General features: G+C 55.8%; 20 protein-coding genes, 1 pseudogene and 1 riboswitch. Of the genes and pseudogenes, 6 read left to right on the forward strand and 15 right to left on the reverse strand.

Features of this window, described 5'->3' with window-relative positions; translation table 11 throughout:
• Positions 1–21 precede the first annotated feature (21 nt).
• From ACHHV8_RS27630 to nikR, 5 genes are all read right to left on the reverse strand, one after another.
• Positions 22–588: an energy-coupling factor ABC transporter ATP-binding protein gene (locus ACHHV8_RS27630; protein WP_395162553.1), complete on the reverse strand. Its 567-nt coding sequence runs from the start codon at positions 586–588 to the stop codon at positions 22–24.
• Positions 585–1448 (reverse strand): cobalt ECF transporter T component CbiQ, encoded by an 864-nt coding sequence (gene cbiQ, locus ACHHV8_RS27635; RefSeq protein WP_395162554.1) that lies wholly within the window; start codon positions 1446–1448, stop codon positions 585–587. The genes ACHHV8_RS27630 and cbiQ overlap by 4 nt, the downstream gene beginning before the upstream one ends.
• Entirely contained in the window at positions 1409–1693 is a 285-nt protein-coding gene (locus ACHHV8_RS27640; protein ID WP_395162555.1) for an energy-coupling factor ABC transporter substrate-binding protein, read from the reverse strand. The genes cbiQ and ACHHV8_RS27640 overlap by 40 nt, the downstream gene beginning before the upstream one ends.
• A complete protein-coding gene (locus ACHHV8_RS27645; protein ID WP_395162556.1) occupies positions 1690–2457 on the reverse strand; it encodes an energy-coupling factor ABC transporter permease in 768 nt (255 codons plus the stop codon). Before ACHHV8_RS27645 ends, ACHHV8_RS27640 begins: the two co-directional genes overlap by 4 nt.
• 170 nt (positions 2458–2627) lie before the next feature.
• Positions 2628–2822, reverse strand: a riboswitch (cobalamin riboswitch).
• Positions 2823–2908: 86 nt separating this feature from the next.
• Positions 2909–3415 carry a nickel-responsive transcriptional regulator NikR gene (gene nikR, locus ACHHV8_RS27650; RefSeq protein WP_395162557.1) on the reverse strand — a complete coding sequence of 169 codons (507 nt, stop codon included), beginning with the start codon at positions 3413–3415 and terminating at the stop codon, positions 2909–2911.
• A 186-nt stretch (positions 3416–3601) separates the two neighbouring features.
• Between nikR and ACHHV8_RS27655 the strand changes: the two are divergent.
• From ACHHV8_RS27655 to ACHHV8_RS27675, 5 genes and pseudogenes are all read left to right on the forward strand, one after another.
• Positions 3602–4966, forward strand: a pseudogene (locus ACHHV8_RS27655) (spore germination protein); the annotation flags it as partial.
• A 56-nt stretch (positions 4967–5022) separates the two neighbouring features.
• The gene (locus tag ACHHV8_RS27660; RefSeq protein WP_395162558.1) at positions 5023–6201 is read left to right on the forward strand and encodes a Ger(x)C family spore germination protein; all 1179 of its coding nucleotides are present in this window, start codon (positions 5023–5025) and stop codon (positions 6199–6201) included.
• Positions 6202–6206: 5 nt separating this feature from the next.
• A complete protein-coding gene (locus ACHHV8_RS27665) occupies positions 6207–6434 on the forward strand; it encodes a hypothetical protein (protein ID WP_395162559.1) in 228 nt (75 codons plus the stop codon).
• 14 nt (positions 6435–6448) lie between these two features.
• Complete coding sequence (locus ACHHV8_RS27670) at positions 6449–7555, forward strand: GerAB/ArcD/ProY family transporter (RefSeq protein ID WP_395162560.1); 1107 nt, start codon at positions 6449–6451, stop codon at positions 7553–7555.
• An 83-nt stretch (positions 7556–7638) separates the two neighbouring features.
• Positions 7639–8508 (forward strand): DUF2935 domain-containing protein, encoded by an 870-nt coding sequence (locus ACHHV8_RS27675; RefSeq protein ID WP_395162561.1) that lies wholly within the window; start codon positions 7639–7641, stop codon positions 8506–8508.
• On the opposite strand, the gene ACHHV8_RS27680 is transcribed toward ACHHV8_RS27675, so the two are convergent.
• From ACHHV8_RS27680 to ACHHV8_RS27700, 5 genes are all read right to left on the reverse strand, one after another.
• Positions 8505–10094 (reverse strand): HAMP domain-containing sensor histidine kinase, encoded by a 1590-nt coding sequence (locus tag ACHHV8_RS27680; protein ID WP_395162562.1) that lies wholly within the window; start codon positions 10092–10094, stop codon positions 8505–8507. The genes ACHHV8_RS27675 and ACHHV8_RS27680 overlap by 4 nt on opposite strands.
• A gap of 1 nt (position 10095) precedes the next feature.
• Positions 10096–10779 (reverse strand): response regulator transcription factor, encoded by a 684-nt coding sequence (locus ACHHV8_RS27685; protein WP_395162563.1) that lies wholly within the window; start codon positions 10777–10779, stop codon positions 10096–10098.
• Between the two features lie 133 nt (positions 10780–10912).
• On the reverse strand, positions 10913–11647 hold the full coding sequence (locus ACHHV8_RS27690) for a hypothetical protein (RefSeq protein WP_395162564.1): 735 nt from the start codon (positions 11645–11647) through the stop codon (positions 10913–10915).
• Between the two features lie 159 nt (positions 11648–11806).
• Complete coding sequence (locus ACHHV8_RS27695) at positions 11807–13033, reverse strand: MFS transporter (RefSeq protein ID WP_395162565.1); 1227 nt, start codon at positions 13031–13033, stop codon at positions 11807–11809.
• Positions 13034–13702: 669 nt separating this feature from the next.
• Positions 13703–14236, reverse strand: a complete 534-nt coding sequence (locus ACHHV8_RS27700) for a TraR/DksA C4-type zinc finger protein (RefSeq protein ID WP_395162566.1) — start codon at positions 14234–14236, stop codon at positions 13703–13705.
• Between the two features lie 212 nt (positions 14237–14448).
• Between ACHHV8_RS27700 and ACHHV8_RS27705 the strand changes: the two genes are divergently transcribed.
• Positions 14449–14994, forward strand: coding sequence for an NUDIX hydrolase (locus ACHHV8_RS27705; protein WP_395162567.1), 546 nt, complete (start codon positions 14449–14451; stop codon positions 14992–14994).
• 195 nt (positions 14995–15189) lie between these two features.
• Here ACHHV8_RS27705 and ACHHV8_RS27710 read toward each other — a convergent pair whose 3' ends face one another.
• From ACHHV8_RS27710 to ACHHV8_RS27730, 5 genes are all read right to left on the reverse strand, one after another.
• A complete protein-coding gene (locus tag ACHHV8_RS27710) occupies positions 15190–16077 on the reverse strand; it encodes a Gfo/Idh/MocA family protein (protein WP_395162568.1) in 888 nt (295 codons plus the stop codon).
• A 27-nt stretch (positions 16078–16104) separates the two neighbouring features.
• Positions 16105–17118, reverse strand: coding sequence for an aldose 1-epimerase (locus ACHHV8_RS27715; RefSeq protein WP_395162569.1), 1014 nt, complete (start codon positions 17116–17118; stop codon positions 16105–16107).
• 445 nt (positions 17119–17563) lie between these two features.
• Positions 17564–18142 carry a nitroreductase family protein gene (locus ACHHV8_RS27720; RefSeq protein ID WP_395162570.1) on the reverse strand — a complete coding sequence of 193 codons (579 nt, stop codon included), beginning with the start codon at positions 18140–18142 and terminating at the stop codon, positions 17564–17566.
• Between the two features lie 3 nt (positions 18143–18145).
• On the reverse strand, positions 18146–19801 hold the full coding sequence (locus ACHHV8_RS27725; RefSeq protein WP_395162571.1) for a cobyrinic acid a,c-diamide synthase CobB: 1656 nt from the start codon (positions 19799–19801) through the stop codon (positions 18146–18148).
• On the reverse strand, positions 19791–21008 hold the full coding sequence (locus ACHHV8_RS27730) for a cobalt-precorrin 5A hydrolase (protein WP_395162572.1): 1218 nt from the start codon (positions 21006–21008) through the stop codon (positions 19791–19793). Before ACHHV8_RS27730 ends, ACHHV8_RS27725 begins: the two co-directional genes overlap by 11 nt.
• Between the last annotated feature and the right edge of the window lies 1 nt (position 21009).

The raw sequence follows: 21009 nt of genomic DNA on the forward strand, positions 1-21009 counted from the left end.
ATCACCACCGTCATGCCGCCCTCATGAATGCGGTTGCAGCTCCTCGACGAGCTGCTGCTCGGACGAACGGTCGAGATAAGCGGTCGGCTCGTCGAGCATCAGCAGCTCCGGCTCCAGCACCAGCACGCCGGCCAGTGCCACCCGCTTCTTCTGCCCAAGGCTCAGGTGATGCATCGGCTTGTCCGCCAACGGCGCGAGCCGCATCGAGGCGAGAATGCGGTCGGCTCGCCTGCGAATTTCCGCTTCGCCGATCCCCGCATTCCGGAGCCCGTATGAAATATCTTCATAGGGGGTACTTAGAATCAGCTGCTGTTCCGGGTCCTGGAACACCAGCCCGATCCGCTGTCTCAGCTGCCGCAGCTCGGCATGGCGGTAGACGATCGGCTCCCCCTGCCACAGGATGCTGCCGGAAGCGGGACGATGGATGCCGACCGCATGCAGAAAGAAGGTAGACTTCCCTGAGCCGTTATGACCGCAGATGGCGACCTTTTTGCCTGCAGGAATCTGCAGCTCCAGATCCTTCAGTGCCGGAGACTCCGTCCCCGGATAGCGGTAGCTGACCCCTTCAGCTTTCAATATCGGATTCACGCTCCGTCCCCCCATCGCAACCATAATTCGATCAGTACAAGCAGCGCCCCGGTCAGCACGCACTCCCATTTGTAGCGCTGCGGCATACCGGCAGACACGTAAGGCGCCATCCGGATATCGCCGGTGAAGCCTCTGGCTATCAGTCCGCAGGACAGCTCCCTATACCGCTGCATCGTCTTGCCGAATAACCGGACGACTAGCACGGATGTATCGTGCAGCCGGCCCTGAAAACCGGATTGGCCGCCACGGGCTTTTTGCGCCGTATACATCTGCTGGGCGGTTTCCGTCAGCACGAACAGGAAACGGTACATGATCAGCATCAGCTCCAGCACCAGAGGCGGCATGCGTAATTTGCGCATCACCTGAAACAGCTCGGACATCGGCGTGGTCAGCATGACGAAGGTCAGACAGGATAAGCAGCCGATAATTCGCGTGAACAGCCCCGCCGCCCTTTCCACACCTAGTCCTGATACATATACCGTGGTGTGAGCCAGTGTAAATAAGGGGAGGTTCCCCAGCGCAGAGGCGGCGGTGGCGGCTTTCACCATCAGAGCGCCGTCTGCGGAATGAAGCTCCAATACGATGGGCGGCAGACTTGCGGCATAGAACAAACAGGGTGCCCCGATGAGCAGGCCGTAATATTTCAGCGGCACACCGGCATAGACTACCGTCCACAGCAGCATTGCTGCGCCGATTGCAAGCTGTACGGCCGGATGCGCCAAATACGAGAGCAGAAAAAGAACGGCTGCGAATCCGCATTTCCCCAATGGGGATACGGAGCGCAGCTTGTTTTGGTACGAAAACGTATCGATCAGTTTAATCATTGCGGCTTCGATTTGGACGATTTGCCTTTGAACCATCCGATAGCATAGCCGATTACGCCCGCGCCGATAGCGGCCTGCAGCGCGAACAGCATGCTTTCCGTTTCGGCCGGCGGCTCTAATAGCGGGGCAAACCAAGGCTTGTAGCTCGGATGAAGCTCGGCGATGACCTGCTCTGCGGCGTCGTCCGCTCCCCCGAAATCCCCGTTCACGAGCAGTAACGGCAGCACGGCCAGTAAAATGACACCGGCCAGCATCAGCGTGTTTTTGCTGCGGCTTGTCATGATTGCTTCGCTCCTTTCATTTTGCGCTGCAGCACCGACAGCTCTTCCGTGCTGTACGACTGCATCCAATTCCAGATCAATACCGTGAGCAGCCCTTCGCTGATAGCCAGCGGAACTTGAGTGACGGCAAAAATGCTGCCGAACTTCACGAAGGAAGCCAGAATGCCGCCCTGCTCCGCCGGGAACGCGAGCGCCAGCTGCAGCGAAGTGACGACATAGGTCGATAAGTCGGCCAGGGCCGCCGCCGTAAAGATCGCCCATTTTTGCTTGCCGGTCGAACGCATCAGCCCTTTATACACCCAGTAGCCTACAATCGGTCCGGCTATGGCCATCGAAAAGGCGTTGGCCCCCAAAGTGGTCAAACCGCCGTGAGCCAGCAGCAGCGCTTGAAACAAAAGTACAATGGAGCCTAGCACGCTCATCGGCAGAGGGCCGAACATGACGGCCCCAAGCCCCGTACCCGTCGGATGGGAGCTGCTTCCTGTTACGGACGGAATTTTCAAGGCGGACAGAACGAACGTAAACGCCCCCGCCAGACCAAGCATAATTTTCAGCTCGGGCGTCTCCTTTGTAATCTTCTTCAAAGCCCGGAGTCCGACAATAAAGAACGGGATAAACACAACCCACCAGAACACCGCCCAGCCGACAGGAAGGAACCCTTCCATAATATGCATGGCATACGCGGACTCCGGTTCATTCACAGAAAAATAAACGATAAAGCCCAAAACCAAAAGCAGTGTACTAACCCATTTCTTCGCTTTCAATTACCTAACCTCCCGTTTCTTGAAATAAGATGAAGCTTACGACCGCGAAACGTCAAAAAAACCAATCCTCATTCAAGGATTGGCTTTAAGCGTACGTATCAATAGACGACCAAGGGGAAGGATTCCCTGCCGTTATTATGTCCCGTACACCTCTCCTCTCCGCGAAGGTCTGTGGTGCGTCGAATAAGGTAGGTCTCCTGGCTCTCGGATCCATGCGCTCTTTCGTCTTCCCCGATGCTCTTGCCTATCGAGTGACATGAATGAAAGATAACTCCCCGAATACAGTGGCGGGACCGCTCGGGACTTGCACCCGATTCCCTGTTACCCCTCGCCTGCGCGAGGGCACCCCGTTCGATTGCGTATATAGTTGTCATCCTCCGTATGGGCTCGTCAGCCCCTACTTAGATGCTATTCGGTATTGTACAGCCTTATGCCCGCGATGTAAAGACTCTCAGTCCGGATCATGCGAATGCGAATGATCGTGCGGATGCGAGTGCCCTTGGCGGCCATCCTTCCCTTCCTCATCCAAATAAGTGACGGAAAGCTCTGCGTATAACACGCCTTTCTGCACCTGGATCTGCTGCTTCAGCTCCCTCAGCTTCGATAAGCTTCCGCGTACGACGATAATTTCGAGACACTGCTCATGATTCAAATGCACGTGCATGGTGGAAATCACATGGTGGTGGTATTGATGCTGCAGCTCCATCAGCGTCAGCGGCAGCTCGCTTACATGGTGGTCATAGACCATGACGATGGTACCGGCCACCAGCTGATCGGCATTCAGCTGTCTTGGCTCCAGCAGCACCCTCCGCACAAGATCCCGGATCGCCTCCGAACGGTTGGTATACCCTTGCTCGGATATATATTGATCGAACTGATTGACTAGCTCCTCCGGCATCGATACGCCGAATCGGGTTAATATGTCTTTTTCCAAACCGATCACCTCAAAATTGTACATGCTTTGCCTTATTGTAGCATATTTCGGGGACCGAATAACACAACGGGCCTTTGAAGGCATAAAAGGGTTTAAATGGGAAGGGTCTGCATAGAGAACGGCGTAACAGGCCATATTATACTTTAAAACATGGATAAAACTGGTGCCCAATGGAACCTATAGAATACATTACTTCCAAGCTTAACGGACCGTTCCGATTTGGTCGTACAGCTGCTCGAAACCGGCGGTGTCCGGTGGCAGATCGTCTATTTTCACGGGGCGGTCCATATGGAAATGCTTCAAACCCACGTGTTCAAGCCCTTATGCGGGCTGTCCCTGGAGGGGGCGGGCGAACAGGCCGTCCACAGCCTTTACAGAGATCATTCTTTTTTTACGACGCCGTACCAGATGACAACGAACCCGGATAAAGCCGTGCTGCACCTGCTTCTTGGAGAGGTCATCCTGCTGTCCGACTACAGCGAGCATATCGTGATGTTCCCGTTCGGACAGCCGGCCAAGCGTCCGGTGGATACGGCCAAAAACGAGCGGAATATCCGCGGGCCGAAGGAATCGTTCGTCGAGGATTTGGAGACGAACCTATCGTTGATCCGGCAGCGGATCAAATCCCCCCTGCTCAAGGTCGAAGCTTTTACTTTGGGCGAGCTGACACAGACCGGCGTCTTGATGCTGTATATGGAAGGAATTTGCGAAGATTCCCTTGCCGACAATATCCGCGGACGCATCTCTCAGCTGAAGCCGCAGCAGGTGCTCGGCAGCAGCTTCATAGAGGAGTGTCTCGACGACCATTTATATTCGCCGTTCCCGCAGATGATCAATACGGAACGGCCCGATGTCGCCGTCTCTTCCCTGCTGGAAGGCCGCGTGCTTATCTTGACCGAGGGGACGCCCAACCAAATTATTGCGCCGGTTAATTTCTTCTCATTCATGCAGTCGGCGGAGGATTATTACCAGCGCTCCTTCTTTTCCAGCTGGATTCGCTGGGTACGCTATTTGTTCTATTTCGTCACGTTGGTTCTTCCTTCAGCCTATGTGGCAATTACAACGTTTCATCCTGAAATGATCCCGATCAATCTGCTCATTACGATTGCGTCCAGCCGGGATATCGTGCCGTTTCCGGCTGTGCTGGAGGCGCTCATGATGGAGGTCACTTTCGAGGTGCTCAGGGAGGCGGGGCAGCGGATTCCATCCGCGCTGGGACAGACGATATCGATCGTCGGAGCCCTTGTTGTCGGGGAAGCGGCCGTGCAAGCGGGTATCGTGTCGGCGCCAATGGTCATTATCGTAGCTTTGACCGGCATCTCCTCCTTCATCATTCCACACTTTGCCTTAAGCCTGGCCGTCCGGTTCCTGCGGTTTACGCTGTTGTTTATGGCCGCAGTCTTCGGCTTGCTTGGGGTGCTGGTCGGAATGCTGATCGTCTACATTCATATGCTGTCTCTGGATTCGTTCGGCAAGCCTTATTTGTCTCCGCTCGTGCCGTTAAAGCCCAAGCTGCTCGGAGATGTGCTGGCCCGAATTCCTTGGCCCAAGCTTAGACCCGGCAATCGGACTTAGCAAGGGGCGCAATGCGGATAAGCAAGGAATCCAATGCCGAAGGTGGTCTCTAATCGATGCGGTTACGTCTCGCGAAACCAATCCTGCGCTTCCTGTGCTGTCTTATCGCTTTCATGCCTTTGGCAGGCTGCTGGTCCAAAGAGGAGTTAAACGACCGCGCTTTCGTGACGCTCATGACGGTGAACCGGACGAAGGAGGGGCTTACGGAGCTGTCGCTCGGATTTTTTCTGCCGAACCGGATGACTTCGGGACAAGGACAGACTGTAAGCAGAGAAAAGCCGTTTTCCATGGTAAACCGGACGGGCCGGGACTTGGCGGAAGCTTTTCATAGCATTCAAAAGGATCTTTCCCGCAAAGTCACATGGGGTGCCCTCAAGGTGATCATCATCGGCGAATCGTATGCCCGCAGCGGGATCCAGCCGCTGCTGGATTTTATGCTCCGCGTGACCGATATCCGGATGAACACGTTAATGTACCAAATTGAGGGAAAGGCGCTGGCCGTAGGCTCATTGACTCCGATCTTCGAGCGCTTTCCTTCGGAAATTATCCGCGAGTACTCCCATATGGACCTGCTGCCGGGCACGACGATCAAAGACCTGATGTATGCCTGCTACAATCATGGAGATGCCTTTCTACCCCAGCTGTTCTTGGCCCCTCCCCAAAAATCGGGCGATAAACAGGAGACGGGAAGGTGGCTCGGCACCAAGGGAAGCGTCCTGATGAAGGACAGCAAGCAGACAGCGGAATTCAGCCCTGCACAGACACGCGGCATCCAATGGGTGACCAACAAGGTGAAAAATATGAGCCTTACTTTCAATGCGCCGCAGAACAGCAAGCCGATCAGCATCCGAATCGCACGTTCGAAGAGCCGCATGTTTGTGGAATCCGCCAACGATCGTATCCTTGTGCACCTGCACGTTGCGACAGCGGGAGACTTGCTCTCTATCGAAACCTCATCGGACTTATCGGATGTGCAGGTCATCCGCGGGCTGGAGCAAGCGGCTGCGAACCAGATCAAAAAAGATATCCAGGACGTGCTGAAGCAAACGGTCAGCCAGCAGGCCGATCTGTTTCATGTAAGCGATCAAATCGAATGGATGTATCCGAAGCTGTGGAATCGAATGCAGGAGCATTGGAGGAGTTATTACGCCGAGCATACCGAGTTCCAGGTGGAGGTCGAAATGAAGCTGCAGCGATTCGGAGCGCTCAAGCAGTCCATCGTTGAAAAGGAGTAGAAGGCATGGTAATAACGATTGCGCTCGCCTTCGCGTGCATGTTTTTATACCAGCTTCATCTATACAAGCGGTTCAAAACGACAGGCAAGAGCAGGCGGATCATCCTTGTTCTCTACGGCTTCTCTCTGATCTACTGTATTTCCGTTTACTACAGCGCATCCTGGGTCAATCCGAATCCCGTTATTCTCGCCTTGTTCAAGCCTGTACAAGATTGGATTTTATTCAAACAATAAGGAGGGTGAGAACGTTGGGGAAGGCTACGAGCTTTCAGCTCTGGTTCGTTTTTTTCGTCTTTTGCTTCGCTACGACGATTGCTTTTTTAATAGGCGATTTAGGGCGCAGCGCCCAGTATGACGGCTGGCTGGCTATCGTGCTCGGCGCCTTGTTCGGAACAAGCCTCACCGCTTTCCTAGTCGGCTTCGCCCGCAAAAGACCGCAGGAGTATTTAGGCATTTATGGGAACCGGATTATCGGAAAATATCCGCATCTGGCGATCATGCTGTTGTTTTCGCTGTTTAACCTTCATCTCACGTCTTATATTATCCGGGAGTTTGTGGACTTTTTCTCCCAGACATATTTGCGGGATACCCCGAATTGGGCCATCAGTCTGCTGTTCACGTTCGCCCTGTTCACTCTGGTGCAGACGGGGTGTACGGGCATCTTCCGTTTTGCCCAAAGCTTCTCCCTATTTGTCGGGCTGATGTTTCTCGTAAAACCTTTGTTTTTTCTGGATACAATCGATCCCCATATGCTCAAAGCTTTTCTGACGCTTCACGACGCCAGGACGGTATGGGACAGCACTTACCGGATCATCCCCTGGTATGGGGAAATAGCGATGATTGCCTTCTTTCTGCCGGAATTGGAAAAGCCTCTGCAGTCGATTAAATGGCTGTGGGTGGCTGTCGGGTCCGGAACCTATATTCTTATCAGCGAATATGTTCTGATGCTTGGCTTTTTCGGGCCGGAGCTATCCGGCGTTCTGTCCTATCCCGCCCTGGAGCTGGCGCGGTTCATCAGTATCGGCGACTTTCTGCAAAATCTGGATCCGTTCATCGTGTCCGTCTGGATCTTATCGCTGTTTATCAAGCTGTCCATTATTTTCTATACGGGCATCCTGACTTTCTCTCAAGCCTTCGCCGTCTCCAGCCCCAAGCTGATTTCTTTACCGTTGACCGCTCTGGTGGCAGCGTACTCCTTAGCAATTGCGCACAATCCCGTGGAGCTCGCCTCCTTCTTCAACCAGTCCTGGGCCTCGTTCGCCTGGTTTATTGAATGTCTGCCCGTAGTGTACGTTATCGTCGATTACATTAAGCTGAGGCGCTCGAAGCATGCGACGGCTGCACCCGGTTCCTAAGGAACCCTGCTCCAAAGGTATGGCATGATTTGGGCGGTATCGACATACATTGGTTGCAAAAGTCCCCAAAAGGAGGATGAAGCATGCCGATGCCGCTCGATCAGTCCATATCTGTTTATGAGGAGCATTTATTCTGGATTGAAATTTTGGGCGATCATGCCCATTTCCTGTTCGATAACCTCTCGCCGTCGGAGACGCCATGGATCCGGCAGGCCGGCGAATATATCCGCGCTTTTCGTCAAGCCAGACAGGATCTGGAGCAGCTGCCTCCCGACACGCCTGTCATCTCGGAGGCCATGAAGCGTTTTAGCGCCGCGGTTTATCCTACGGCACTCGGTTATTTTCAGCTCGAAGGGACGGTGCAGAGCCGTCGCTTGCTCAATCAAATCAACGTTAATTTAACGCCTACTTATTTCAACGGTACCTTGAACGAAAATCAGGAATATTTGCGTCTGCTCGGCTACTATATCCGGGGACAAGCGGCTCCCGAGCTGCCATTGGTCGGCCTGCTCTCCTTATGGCTGGAGGACCAGCTGGGGCACGCGGTGCTGCTTCGCAACGTGCTCGATCCGGTGGAAGCGGGTTTGTCGGAAAAATCCGCGGAATACGCCCGCGCCTTTGAAGCTCACATGATCAAAAATCAGGCGATCCAGCGCTATCTCCGTTTTATTCAGCCCGGCTTTCCGGCGCAGCAGCAGTTCGCCACGGAAGTATTCGTCACAGTTGAAGGATTTTACCGGTTCGTCCAAACGGTCATTGCCCGCTACCGGCATGCCCAGGTTATCACTCGTACGACGCTGCGGTTTCTGGAGCACCATCTGCCGGAAACGTGTTACTTTCTGCGCAAGCTCGCCTACTACAAGCCGGATCTGGAGTGGGAAGGCAGCTGTCCGTTGACCAAACCGTCGTTTCCGCTAAACGAAGGGGGCCTTCTTCCCCATTCGCCGGGCTAAGCCGGCTTGTTCTGCTTCTCCGAAGCCGCCGCTCCCATGTCCTGAGAGGAAGCCGGGACGGCTTCCGCGGCGGACGGCAACAAATAAAAGGCGACGCCGCCCTCTTCGTTGCAGACCTCAATACCCGCTTGATGGTAAGCCATAATCTGCTGCACGATCGCAAGGCCGAGGCCGAACTGGCCCTTCTCTCCCGTCTGAAACTGCTCGAACAAGCGCCGCTGCAGCGAGTCTTCCACGGACGGTCCGTCATTCCATATCCGAAGAGCCTTTTGCCCGGACTCCCCCCTGCTCACGGCAGTGATGGCAATCCGGCCGCGGGCATAGCGCATCTGATTGTCGAGAATGTTTTCGATGGCTACGCCCCACTGCTTCGGCTCCCCCGTAATCTCCCAATGCTCCGGCAGCTCCACCCGCCAATCCAGCTCAGGGCGCTGATAACGGAGCCGCTCCACACAATCCTTCAGCACTTCCGTCAGCTTGAACGCCTCAAAGGGCTTGTTCCGCGTAGACAAGTAGCTCAGCTTGTTCAAGTACAGCAGGTCGCGGATTCGCTTCTCCAGCCGCTCCGACTCCTGCAGAATCGTTTCAAGGCTCGCCTGCAGCGTCTTCTTCGGAAAGACACCGTCCAGAATGGATTGGGCATAGCTGCGGATCACCATCACCGGCGTTTTCAGCTCATGCGAAATATTTTGCAGAAAATATTGCTGCGCTTTATCCTGACGGACCAGCCTCTTGCGCATCCCTTCGAAGGCGAGCCCGAGCCGCCCCATCTCATCCTTGCGGTCCAGCTTGAAGGGCTCATGCCAATCCCGCTCCGCTATACGTCCCGCCTGGCGTTCCATCTGAACGAGAGGCCGCGATAAATACCGCGCGAACCACAGGCAGGGAAGCCAGCTGAGTACGACGAGCAGCACCATCAGCAGCATCAGCCGCCAAAACATCGTCAATACAAGATCGTTGCGGTAATTCCCCCAGGCGTAAGACACCACATAACCGGATTTCCCCTCGGACAAGTCTTTGCGGATGACATAAAACATCGTCTTGTTACCGATATCCAGCGAATATTTTTGAATGGCCGCCTGCTGCTTGCCCGCCTCATCCTCAATAGCTTGAGCGAAAGGCGACGGAAGCGTTTGGGCCAGCTCGGATGTAACCGCAACGCTGCCGGCAGTCTTATCGAAAAGCATGATATGGTTGACTCCGGGGCCATCGCTGGGCAGTACTCCGGCTTTCGATACCTTCAGCATAATCTGGGGCTTCAGCACGCTGACGGCGTCTTCGCTCCCCTGCACCGGCTCCTGCACCGGGATACTCCCGTCGCCAATCCGGATCACTTTGCCGAACGGGACGGCCGGCATGGCCGGTGCGGTGAAGATGCCTTGCGCGGGAGCGGTCACTCGCGAAGCCTGAATCGTCTCCAGGGCGGTCACCGAATTTTGCGAATCCAGAATAATATCGTAAATTTGCTCGGTAAAAAATCCTTTTAGCGTCCAGGGGAGCAGCACCGCCAGCATCATAAAGATACATAGCGTAATCACGGCAAACACTCCCCACACCTTCAGCGCAATCGGCCAATGCTTGATCATGTCAGTTCACCAGCCTGTAGCCATAGCCATAGACCGTTTCCAGTCTCAGCTCCGGCATTTTTTTACGCAGCCTTCTTACGAGATCGTCCACCACCCGGTCCGTCCCGAAGTAATCGTCGCCCCATACCCGGCGCAGCACCTGCTCGCGCTCCAGCAGCTGCCCCGAATGCGCCGCAAAATAAGCCAGCAGATCGAATTCCTTGCTCGTCAGATCAACCGGCTGATCCTGGCCGTCTCTCACCCTTCTGCCCTGCTCTTCAATCGTATAGGGCGATACGTGGATCGCCGCCCTGCCCGGTCCTTTGGCGTCTTCGCTGCCGCGCCCGTAAACCCGCTCCAGCAGCTTGCGCGTCCGGATCACGAGCTCCCTCGGCAGAAAGGGCTTCGCCAAATAATCGTCGCTGCCGAGCTCCAGCCCTACGATCCGGTCAATATCGGCATCTCTCGCCGAGATGAAAATAACGGGCAGATCCGCGTTCTCCGATTTGATCTCCCGGATCAGCTGATAACCGTCGACACCCGGCAGCATAATATCGAGAATCCACAGGTGAGGCGGCGACTTCACCGCTTCGCGCGCCTGCGCCCCGTCCGTAAACGAGGTGAGGTGCCAGCCCTCCTGCGCCAAGTAAGTGCTCAGCACCTGATTGAGGTTCATTTCATCTTCCACCAAATAAATCGAATACATGTTTCTCCTCTTTTCCTCAGAGAATAACCAAAATCACCTGACAGGAAGCATAGAAGGGCAAAGCTCCATTCTACGGAAAAAAGGACGCGACATTTCGTCACGTCCGCCCCCTCGGCGATAATGCTGCTTTCCTTTATTCGCCTGTTTCCTCTGCTTTTGTGCTGGAAAGCTCGGAAATTTTTTTCATTTCCTCCGTCTGCCCTTTGTACTGCTCAAGCAGCTGCGGCAGCAGCGTCTTCACTTGATCCGCGTCGTCCGCTTCCAGCGCATTCGCCAAATCGTTTTGCAGCTTCAGCTGCGCCTGGAACGTCTCCATATCTTTCTTTATTATATCATCCGCCGCGGCGCTGGTTTTAGGTAAAATAATCCGCTTCATCGGCTTGCCTTCTTCGATTTGCACAGCTTCGCCGGCGCTAATCGTCTCCGCTTTCAGCGCAGGTACGGCATCTGCTGCCGTCACTTTGTTGATAAACAAGACCGACTCGCTTTTATCGGACGGCTGATCCTCGCCTCCAACGGCCGATGCCTTCTTCAGCGTTAACGTTTGAGGAAGGCTCTGCTGCACCTGCTTGCGCTCGTTCATCGCCTCTGTCCATTCCGCTTCGCTTTCCGGCGCGTAGGTTTTCACCAGCATCTTCAAATACTGCTGCTCATGTGCAGGACTGCTCAGTAAGCCCATAGCAGGGGCAATCCGGACAACATTCAGCTTTGTTGCTGTCAAGGCCGGTGCCGTAACCGCGGACGCGGTACTCGGTTCCGTGCCGCCCGTCTGCCCGTCCGGCGTTTGAGCGAAGGCCGAGCCTCCGGAGCCCAGGGCCAGAGTTAACATCAGTGCCGCCATCGTCGTTTTTTTCCAAGTATTCTTCATACGTATCGCACTCCTTCGATTGTTTGATAGCTAAGGGGCTTATCCCCTGCATCTATAAGCTAACAAAACAATTCGGGAGCAATATCACAACATTGTGGGAAATTATGGGCCGGGGCAGACAAACCTCTGCTCAGAAGCCCTATGAGCGGGTAAGCGGGGTCATGCCTGCTGCGAGGAGACTTCCTTCTTGAAGAGGGGAAGCATGACCAGCACCCCAACGATAAACAGGACGGCGGCCGCTTCGTACATCGCCACAATATGGAACAGGCTTTTCAGCCAGCCGGCGATACTCATCGTTATAACCATCGCTCCCATAAACAGCGGATTTAAGATGCCGTTCACACGGCCGACGTAGGATTCCTCCGTCGTCTGAAGAATCATGGTGTTGATCCCGATCTGGATGGCCGGAAGCACAAGTCCACCGAGGAACTGGGCGGCCAGCGTCAGCCACAGCGACGTAGACAAGCCCGTAATGATCATGCTCAAGGCGCTGACGACCATACCGACAGCCAGCAGCGACTGCGGAGCGAACTTCTTGGAGATTCCCATCGTCAGCCCGCCCCCTACAATCATGGCAACGCCGTTAGCCGTCATCAGCCATTGGATGTTTTCTTTCGGGAGTCCGAGCCGTTCGGTCACCAGAAAGACCCCGAGCGGCTGTATTAAGCCAAGCGCAAAGCCCGCCGCCAGAAAACAACCGCCCAGCGTAGTGAGCGATTTGCTGGACCATACATAGCGAAAGCCGGCTGCCATCTCCTCGCGCAGCGTGGTCGGCTTCTTCTCTTCCTCCGCAGCCCGGTCCGGCGGCAGAAACATCAGTACGCACGCCGACAGCAAAAAGGCGACGCCCATGATGCCGATTGCAACCTGAATTCCGTAATGCTGGTAAACGAAGGTGCCCAGAATCGGTCCCAGCACCATAAACAGCGCAAACATCGTCTGGTAGATCGACATGCCTGCCTGCATCAGCTCGCCCGGCACATGAATTTTGAACAGACGCATGCCCGACGGCTGGGAGAATTGCGACAAAATCGCCGATACCAGCGTGGCGAAGAACACCGCCTTCCAGGTTGCGAACATAAGCGCAAACATAACGGCAAAGACCGAAACCGCGCTCAGCACGTCGCACCAGACCATGGTCCGCTTCGGCCGCCACCGGTCGGCAAACGTGCCGCCGATAAATGAAAAAATAAAAATCGGCGCAAATTCCGCGACGGAAATCATCGATACCGCAAACGGATCTCCGCCCGTTTGATCCATCACAAATAAGAGCACGGCAAAATTTCGCACCCAAATGCCGATCTGCAGAAACAATCCCGACAGCAGGATGGATTGAACGAAACGGTTGCGGAATAAACCGCCCATTCCGTTAGAAGCTGAAGTCATAAGTTATAACCAACCTTTCTCTTGTAAAACTTAAAGCGTTTACTATATAAATGCTTGAGCTTGTTGAGGAACCCCTAATTTATGCGGTACTTCGGTGAGGTATCCTCCTCCAGCCGCTGTGGAAATCCATGAACTAGATAGAATTAACGGTATGTTCACGGATTTCAAAGGAGGACGTAGACTCTTCCGGAGAAAACCACATCTGCGCTTGTGTTCATTTTCACTTCGTCCGGGTTACTCGATAGTCTGAAGCGTTCACTATATAAACGCTCGTATCTTTAATAATGTTGCCCATTCCGGGATTTTACAAAAGAAACATTGGTTATAAATAAAGATTCTTGCCTGACCGGGTAAGCTTCAGCAAGAGTCTTCTTCGCTAATTATGTATTTGAAGCCGAAAAAGGTCCGTCCGGCCGCTGTATGCGGAACGGTCTTGATCGGTGCGGCCAGGCGGCCCGTACCCAAGGCAAAAAGGCGGCATTTTGCCTGCCGCCCTTCATGGATGCCGCTTCGGATCGGCCGTCTTTTAAACATGGGCACGACCCAAAGCACTGAACCTGGTTATATATTTGCAGCTGCTCCGCAGAACCAGCTATCTGCTGTCCAGATGGATAATTTTATTTAATTTCTCAGCTCTACAGCAGCTCAGCTCCATCAGGCTTGTCCCTCTTAAACGCGCCCGTCCGGTTTGACCGTACCGCTTGCATTGCCGTACTGCTCGAGCGACTTCCAGGCATCCGCCTCGTCGTCGAACGTGCGGGAGCCGCTCTGCCCGCCTTCTCCTGCACCGTATGACGTCACAGCTTGCTCCTCCGTCAAGGGAGCATCTATCGCTTCCGAAGCGTGCTCGACGCAGCACTTAGCTGCCGGGAGCGCCTGAAGCCGCTCGAACGGTATGGACTCGCCGCACACTTCGCATAGGCCGTAGCTTCCGTCCGCCAGCCGGCCCAAAGCCGCTTCCACCTCCGCAAGCTGCTGGCTCATCAGGTCATCAATCGCGAGATCCCGCTCGCGCTCAAAGGTCTCGGTTCCCAAATCGCCGGGATGATTATCGTAGGAGGAAAGCTCGCCGGTTGAGCCGGTTTCCGATTCCGCGAGTTCCGCTCCAGGAGCCCTGCTTTCAAAGTGGCTGTTCAGCTCTCGCTGTTCTTCGTGCAGCTTATCGGACAATTCTTGAAGCTGATCTTCGGTTAGCTGTGCCATCGTTTATTCTCTCCTTTCAAGCTATGAAGCGAAAGATAGGTTTGTTTACCCCTCGCTGCCGCCGATGACACAAATCTTAAAGCAAATAAGAGAAGTTCCATTTTCAATAACTAGCGCGCATCTTTGCATGAATTTTAGCAGGAATTGGAATATACTAGTACAATCCGAAGCGGAGTTCGTCCTACAAGCTTTAAAACAGGAGGGTAACTAAAATGGACTTGATCAAAAAAATAACAGACAGCGATTTCCTGGGCGGCGCCCCTGAATTTTTAAATAAGGTATCTCGTTATGGCTCGAGAGGCGTCGTAATTGATGAAACATTTAACACTGCCATGATGTACATGTCTAAATTGGATCTCTACAAGCTGCCTGGCGGAGGGGTAGAAAAGGGAGAACGGGCCTGTGACGCCTTTTTACGTGAAATCAAGGAAGAGACCGGCTATGGTGCGGAAATTATTTATGAGCTGGGATATATTGAGGAGCACAAAAAAAGGAATAATTTTCTGCAATACTCCTACTGTTACACCGCCAAAGCACATAATAGCCCCGGGAATACTATGTTTAGCGAAAGCGAAATGAAGCTTGGCATGCAGGTTAAATGGATGACACTGGACCAAGCATTGGAAATAATGCGTTATTCAGCTTTGCATTGTGATGATTATTCAACTAAATTTATGATTTCACGAGACCAAGCTATACTTGAACAAGCGGTTCAGCTCTTTTCTGAAAATAAACCGGCGATGCGCTTCGCTCCTTAACCGGCAAGATAGCATGTATTGGCCTTCGACAAAATAAAATAACCAGCCGCCGGTTCCTATCCGGCAGCTGGTTATTTAAACTTTTTCTTGAATAATTAAGAACTAACAGGAAGATGGACAGGCACGCCCGCCGAAGCCGAACGGAGCGCCGCAACGGCGACTGCCTGCGTTTTTACTGCGTCCTCGTAGGAAGATTTAATCCCGGACGTATCGCCGGTCCGTAACCGCCGTCAGAAAAGCCTCGTGCTCGCGAACATACGGGTTCGCCGTATTTTTATACTCCATGACAGTCGACGGCGCCAAGTCCCTTAAGCATTCATTCGTCAGCTCCAAGGTTCCCCCGTCGGTATAAATATGTAATCCGATCTTGCCTTGACTATGCGGCGGGAGAATGCACGTGTTAGAGATCGTGGCCACCGCCCCGCTCGCCAGCTTGAATGTAACCGTTCCTACGTCCGGAATGCCGACGCCTTCATGGTCTTCATGCATTACCCGGTTGGCATAGGCTGCGTAAACCTCCTCTACTTCGCCCATCGTGTACCTCAGCAGGTCGACGATATGAGAGGTCTGCTCGATAAACTGCCCGCCGGAGCCGTCCTGCTTGCGCCACCAGGAAACAAGCGGCATGCCTCCCATCCAATAGCCCAGACCCATGCCGATTTTCCGCTGCTTCAGCAGCTCCAGCGCCCTTTGCGTCGAGTCCATGTAGCGGAAATGGTAGCCGACTGAGGTGATCAACCGTTTGGCCTGGATCTCCTTCAGCAGCTTCACCGGCTGTTCCATATCGAGCCCAATGGGCTTTTCCACGAGAAAAGGAATATTGCGCGCGATCAGCGCCTCCTCGATTTCCCCATGCGCCATAGGCGGCACGCAGATATATACGGCATCCAAAGCCTCCGCATCCAGCATTGTGGCAGCGCTGTCATATCCCTTCGCCCCATTCCATTCGGCTGCGGCGCGCTCGGCCTTATCCAGGCTCGTCGCACAAAAAGCGCGAACCTGGACTCCTTCCATCTTGGCCAGCAAATTGCAATGAAATTTGGTGAATCCCCCTGTACCGACAAAACCGACCTTCAATGTCATAGCAGCCCGCTCTCCCCTGCGATTCATTTAATTGGTTTCGACATATAAGCGTGCGTCCGCCGTCCAGACTTCACCCGAACCAAGCAGCCTGAAGCCGGTCTTCTCCCCCGGCAAATCGACATTCGGCGCATTGTTCGCCCAAGTCTGCGGCTCCGGACAAATAAACCCGCTCTGTCCGTCATCGTTCCAAATCGTCCAATGGCCGTACTGAGGGTCTACCTCATACACCAGACGAATGCCTTGACGCGTATCCTCCAGAACGGTGCCGTAAAATTCACGGCCCCGATACTCCATCGGCCTGCCGGTAAAATGTTTCGCATACCGCGCTCCCGTCGGCCGGATGCCCTCATGGCGCAGCGCTTCATCCTCCGCGCTCAGCGGATGCAGCGTACCGTCCGCTACGAAGGCCGGAGTAAGCCCCCATGCTTCGCCTACAGCTACGGTCAAGCGGTAATCCTCTTCCCTGCCTTCGGCATGAAACGGCACGCGAAGCGCCGTATGGAAGCCTACGCCAAGCGGCATCGGCTCCTGGCTGCGGTTCGTGATCCGAACCTGCTGCTGCAGCCCGTCCCCGGACAGCGTGTAGGTAAGCTCGTAGGTGAATTCATGGGGGAAATAAGAGTACATTTCGCCTTCCCTGCCCATATCCATCACCAGCACAGCCTGTGCCGCCCCGTTCTCCAAAACACCGGAGGACTCGACGCGCCAAGGTCTTTTGTGCAGAATGCCGTGCATAAAATCTTTGCCGTCCGAGCTGTTCAAAGGCAGCGTGTAGGTACGGTACGGAGTTGTAAACTTCCCGTCAATGATCCGGTTCGGCGGAAATAAAGGCGGGATGCCGTAGCGTTGGGCAGAAGCCCGCAATACCTCTTCGCTTGGAGCCGTGCGCAGGAAGCTCAAGCTCTCGCCGGGACGGCTCAGTTCGGCCACATGGCTGCCGACGCCGGGTACAATCACGGCGCGGTAACCGCCCGAAAGCAGCTCCAGCGCAGGCTCGTCAAGAAAGGTTATGGCATTTACTGACGAAGAATGGTTAGACATGACGATGACGACCCTCCAATTCAGGATATAATGCTTCCATTATTATCCGATAAAACAGGCGAAGAAGCAAAAGCCTATCGCAAGAAAATGGGGACGCCGATGGAAAATGGCCTGCCGGCGAGGTGCGATGCGGTAAAGACATCTGGACCGGCGGCCTGATCCGTCAGGCCGATGGGGTGGTGAGCAGAGCCCGCCGCTTCCGTCTGGCTGCCGGTCGATGAAACGCGCGCACAGGCGGGCGCCGCAGGAGGGAGCACACCGAAATCGAAGCGGCAAAAAGCAAGAAGGATGCCGGTGAAACAAACCGGCATCCAATTATGATAAAGCTATGTTGGCTTAAAGCTGAAGGAACGTGCTCCTTCACAGCATGCAATAAGCGGATCTGCACCAGGCATTCCCTTCCAACCGCATCAAGGAAGCAAACAGGAGCACGGGCTTTTTGCTCTTACAGCCAAGTTGTTTTCTCGGCGTAATTCGTTCTCGCCGCAGCTTGCGCAGGAGCCGCATCATCGGGATAACCGATGAACAGCGTCCCTACCACCTGCTTGCCCTCCGGCGAGCCGATAAAACGGTGCATCCGCTCGTCATGAACGAGACCGATGCCTCGCGTCCTCCATACGAAGCCGAGTCCCAGCTCCTCCGCGGCCAGCCACATGGAGTGGATGGCGCAAGCTGTCGCGTACTCGTTGTCCTTTGACGAAGCCGCATCCCCGGCAATCAGATCCGAGGTGACTACGATGACAAGCGGCGTCGCCGTCAGCACCTTCAGCGATTCCTGCACGAGGTTGGGCTTGGTCGGAAACCGCTCCTCCAAATATTCCCGTGCCAGCGTCTCGTAACGCTGCTTCGCTTCGCCGCGGATCACATAAAAATGCCACGGCTCGCGGAGCCGGTCATTGGGGGCCAAGGTCGCTGCGGCCAGCAGCGCCTCGATTTTATGCGTCTCCACCTCGACAGGCTTGACGCTGCGAACCGCCCTGCGGCGCTTTAAAGCATCCAATATGGAAAAAGATGTAGTAGTCATCGTTCAGACTCCTTTCAATTGTAACGACGTCTCTCCGCGCTTCCGCCGCCATTCCGAGCAAAACCGGACCCAACGCTCCGCCAGGGCCGGTGCCGAAGCGAAGTGAAGATGGGTATAGCCGGCGACGAGCGTTCCGTCAGGACCGAGATATCCTTCCGGCTTCGTTCCTCTCATACCTTTGGTGATGTAAGCCGGAACGATAGCCGCTCCCTCGTCCGGGTGGAAGGTCGAATAATGAAATTCATGGCCTTTGGCCTGGTCGCCTGCGCCCAGCAGGAAGCTGCCCTCAGCCCCGGTCACCTCGCGGTAGCCGAGCGCAGCCAGCTTCTTCTGCATGCGGACGACGCCCGGAATGAGACCGAGCATCGGATAGGACTGCCCGTCCGTATCCTCAATCGCCTCGGTCAAATACATAAAGCCGCCGCATTCCGCCAAAGTCGGCAGCCCCTGCTCGATGGCTTCGCGAATCGACTGCTTGACAGCCGTATCCGCGGCAAGCGTCGCGGCGAATTCCTCCGGGAACCCACCGCCGATGTACAAGCCGTCTACGCCTTCCGGCAGTCTCTCGCCCGCCAGCGGGGAAAAGAACACGCAGTCGGCTCCGTAGGCTTCCAAAAGCTCGAAGTTTTCCTGGTAGTAGAAATTGAACGCCGCATCCTTCGCGACGGCAATCTTCACCCGATCCTGCGGCGCAACGGGACGCCGGTCGAAAATCGAACCTTTCGGCGGTACCGCAGCACCGCCGAGTTCGTGCCCTTGTGCCGCTGTTACAGCGGCGGCTCCTGCGGGTTCAGCGGATGCAGCAGAGCTTGCTGCAGCTGCTGAAGCGGATTGAAGCGCCTGGCGCCCGGTATCTCCATCGGCCAACGCAGAGGATACCGCAGCACCGCTGGCGGCATGATCCGCCGCTGCGGCCGCTCCGTCAGCCGCGCCGCCTGACGCTTCCGCCCTGCAGGCTGCCAGCGTCCAGATCCGCTCCAGATCGACCGTCGCGGCAATCCGTTCCGCCAGCCGGTCGAAAAACGGCTGCAGCTCGCCCCGCTCCACGGAAGGCACGAGCCCCAAGTGCCGCTCCGGCACCGCAAGGTCGTCCTCGCGCTTCAGGTAGCCGAGAACAGGAATGCCGCATTCCTGCTCGATAGCTTGGCGCACCAGCTTGTAGTGGCCGTCGCTGCCTACCCGGTTCGCGATCACGCCGACGATGTTCACCCGGGGCTCCAGGCACTGGAACCCCTTGACAATCGCTGCGGCGCTGCGCGCCATGCTCTGGCAGTTCACCACCAGCAGCACCGGAGCTCCCAGCAGCATGCTGATTTCGGCGGTGCTGCCCTCGTTGGTGAGCGGGTTTTTACCGTCGTAGAAGCCCATGACGCCTTCGATGACGGAGATGTCCGCCCCGCGGCTGGCGCGGGCATAAATGTCGCGGACGGTCGCATGGGACAGCATGTAGCTGTCCAGGTTGCGGGACACGCGTCCGGTGACCGCGGTATGATAAGCCGGATCGATATAATCCGGCCCGCACTTGAAGCCCTGCACCTCGTGCCCGAGCCGCCTCAAGGCGGCCATCAGGCCGATGGTGAGCGTGGTCTTGCCGACGCCGCTGCCGGTGCCGGCGACGACGATGGCCCGGGCCCCGGCTGCGCTGGCGTTAACGTCCATGGGCGTTAACCTCCGCGGCCCCGGCCGCCGCTTCCCCCGCGCCGCCCGCTTCGGAGGCGGCGGCGTGCGGGATAACGGCAACGGAAATCGTGACGTTGCCGGATTTTTTCTTCACCAGCGCGAGCTCGGCAGCGCCGCTGTACAGCTTGGCGGCCGGCTCGCTGACGCCGTAAGCGCCGGTGAATTTGAACACGGTGTCCGACGGCGCTTCGACGCCCACCGTGTTCAGCTGCTCGGGCGTGTAGGTAACGAACGCCCAGCCGTGCTTCTCGACGACGGCCAGCAGCCCGGCCTCGTCCTTTTTCAAATCAATAGTGCAGACCGCCTTGACGCTGCGCATCGAGAACTGCAGCTCATCGAGCGTCTCGGCAATGACGGCCTCGATCTCCTCCGCGGACGTCCCGCGGTTGCAGCCGATGCCGAGCGCCAGCACCTTCGGCCGGTACAACACACCGTTCGCCAGCAGACGCGCTTCCTCGTCCGCTCCCAGGTTGCGGTGCGTCACGACCAGCGCCGCCTGCGGCGCCGGCTCTGCCGCCAAAGCATCCGCGGCAGACGTATACGTGACAATGTTCGGCGGCAGCGGCGTCTCGTGCAGCCACCAGCCGGGCTCCCCCGACTCTTGCACGACAGCGATCCGCTCCTCGTTCACGACGGACGCGCTGACCGGCGTCAGCTTCTCCGCCGATTCCCACGTCCAGCCGAAGCGGCGGCCGAACAGATCGACGGCGATCGTCTTCTGCACGTCCGATGCCGTCGTGATAACCGGCTTCGCGCCAAGCGCGGCAGCCACCTCCCGTGTCAGCTCGTTCGCGCCGCCCAGATGTCCGGACAAGACGCTGATGACATGCTCGCCCTTATCGTCGATGACGACGATGCCGGGGTCTTTTTTCTTATCCTCCAGTAAAGGAGCGATCATGCGAATGACCGCGCCGAGCGAAATAATAATAATAAGTCCTTTGTAGGCGGGAAACAACGCCGGGAACAGCAGGCGCACGCTGCCGTCAAACAGCTGAATGCCCCTGGCTTCCTCATCGCCCCGCTCAAACTTCGACATATAATACAAATCCGAGTGGGAAAAGGAGCTTTGCAGCCGGCGTGCCAGCTCCACGCCATGCTTGGTGATGGCGACGATCGCGTAGTCGCCTGTGATGTTTACCCCAGGCACTTCGCCTTCCTGCAGTGCAATTCTTGGGCTCTCGCTCATG

The organism is Paenibacillus sp. TAB_01 (assembly GCF_043945595.1).
Taxonomy (GTDB): Bacteria; Bacillota; Bacilli; order Paenibacillales; family NBRC-103111; genus Paenibacillus_S.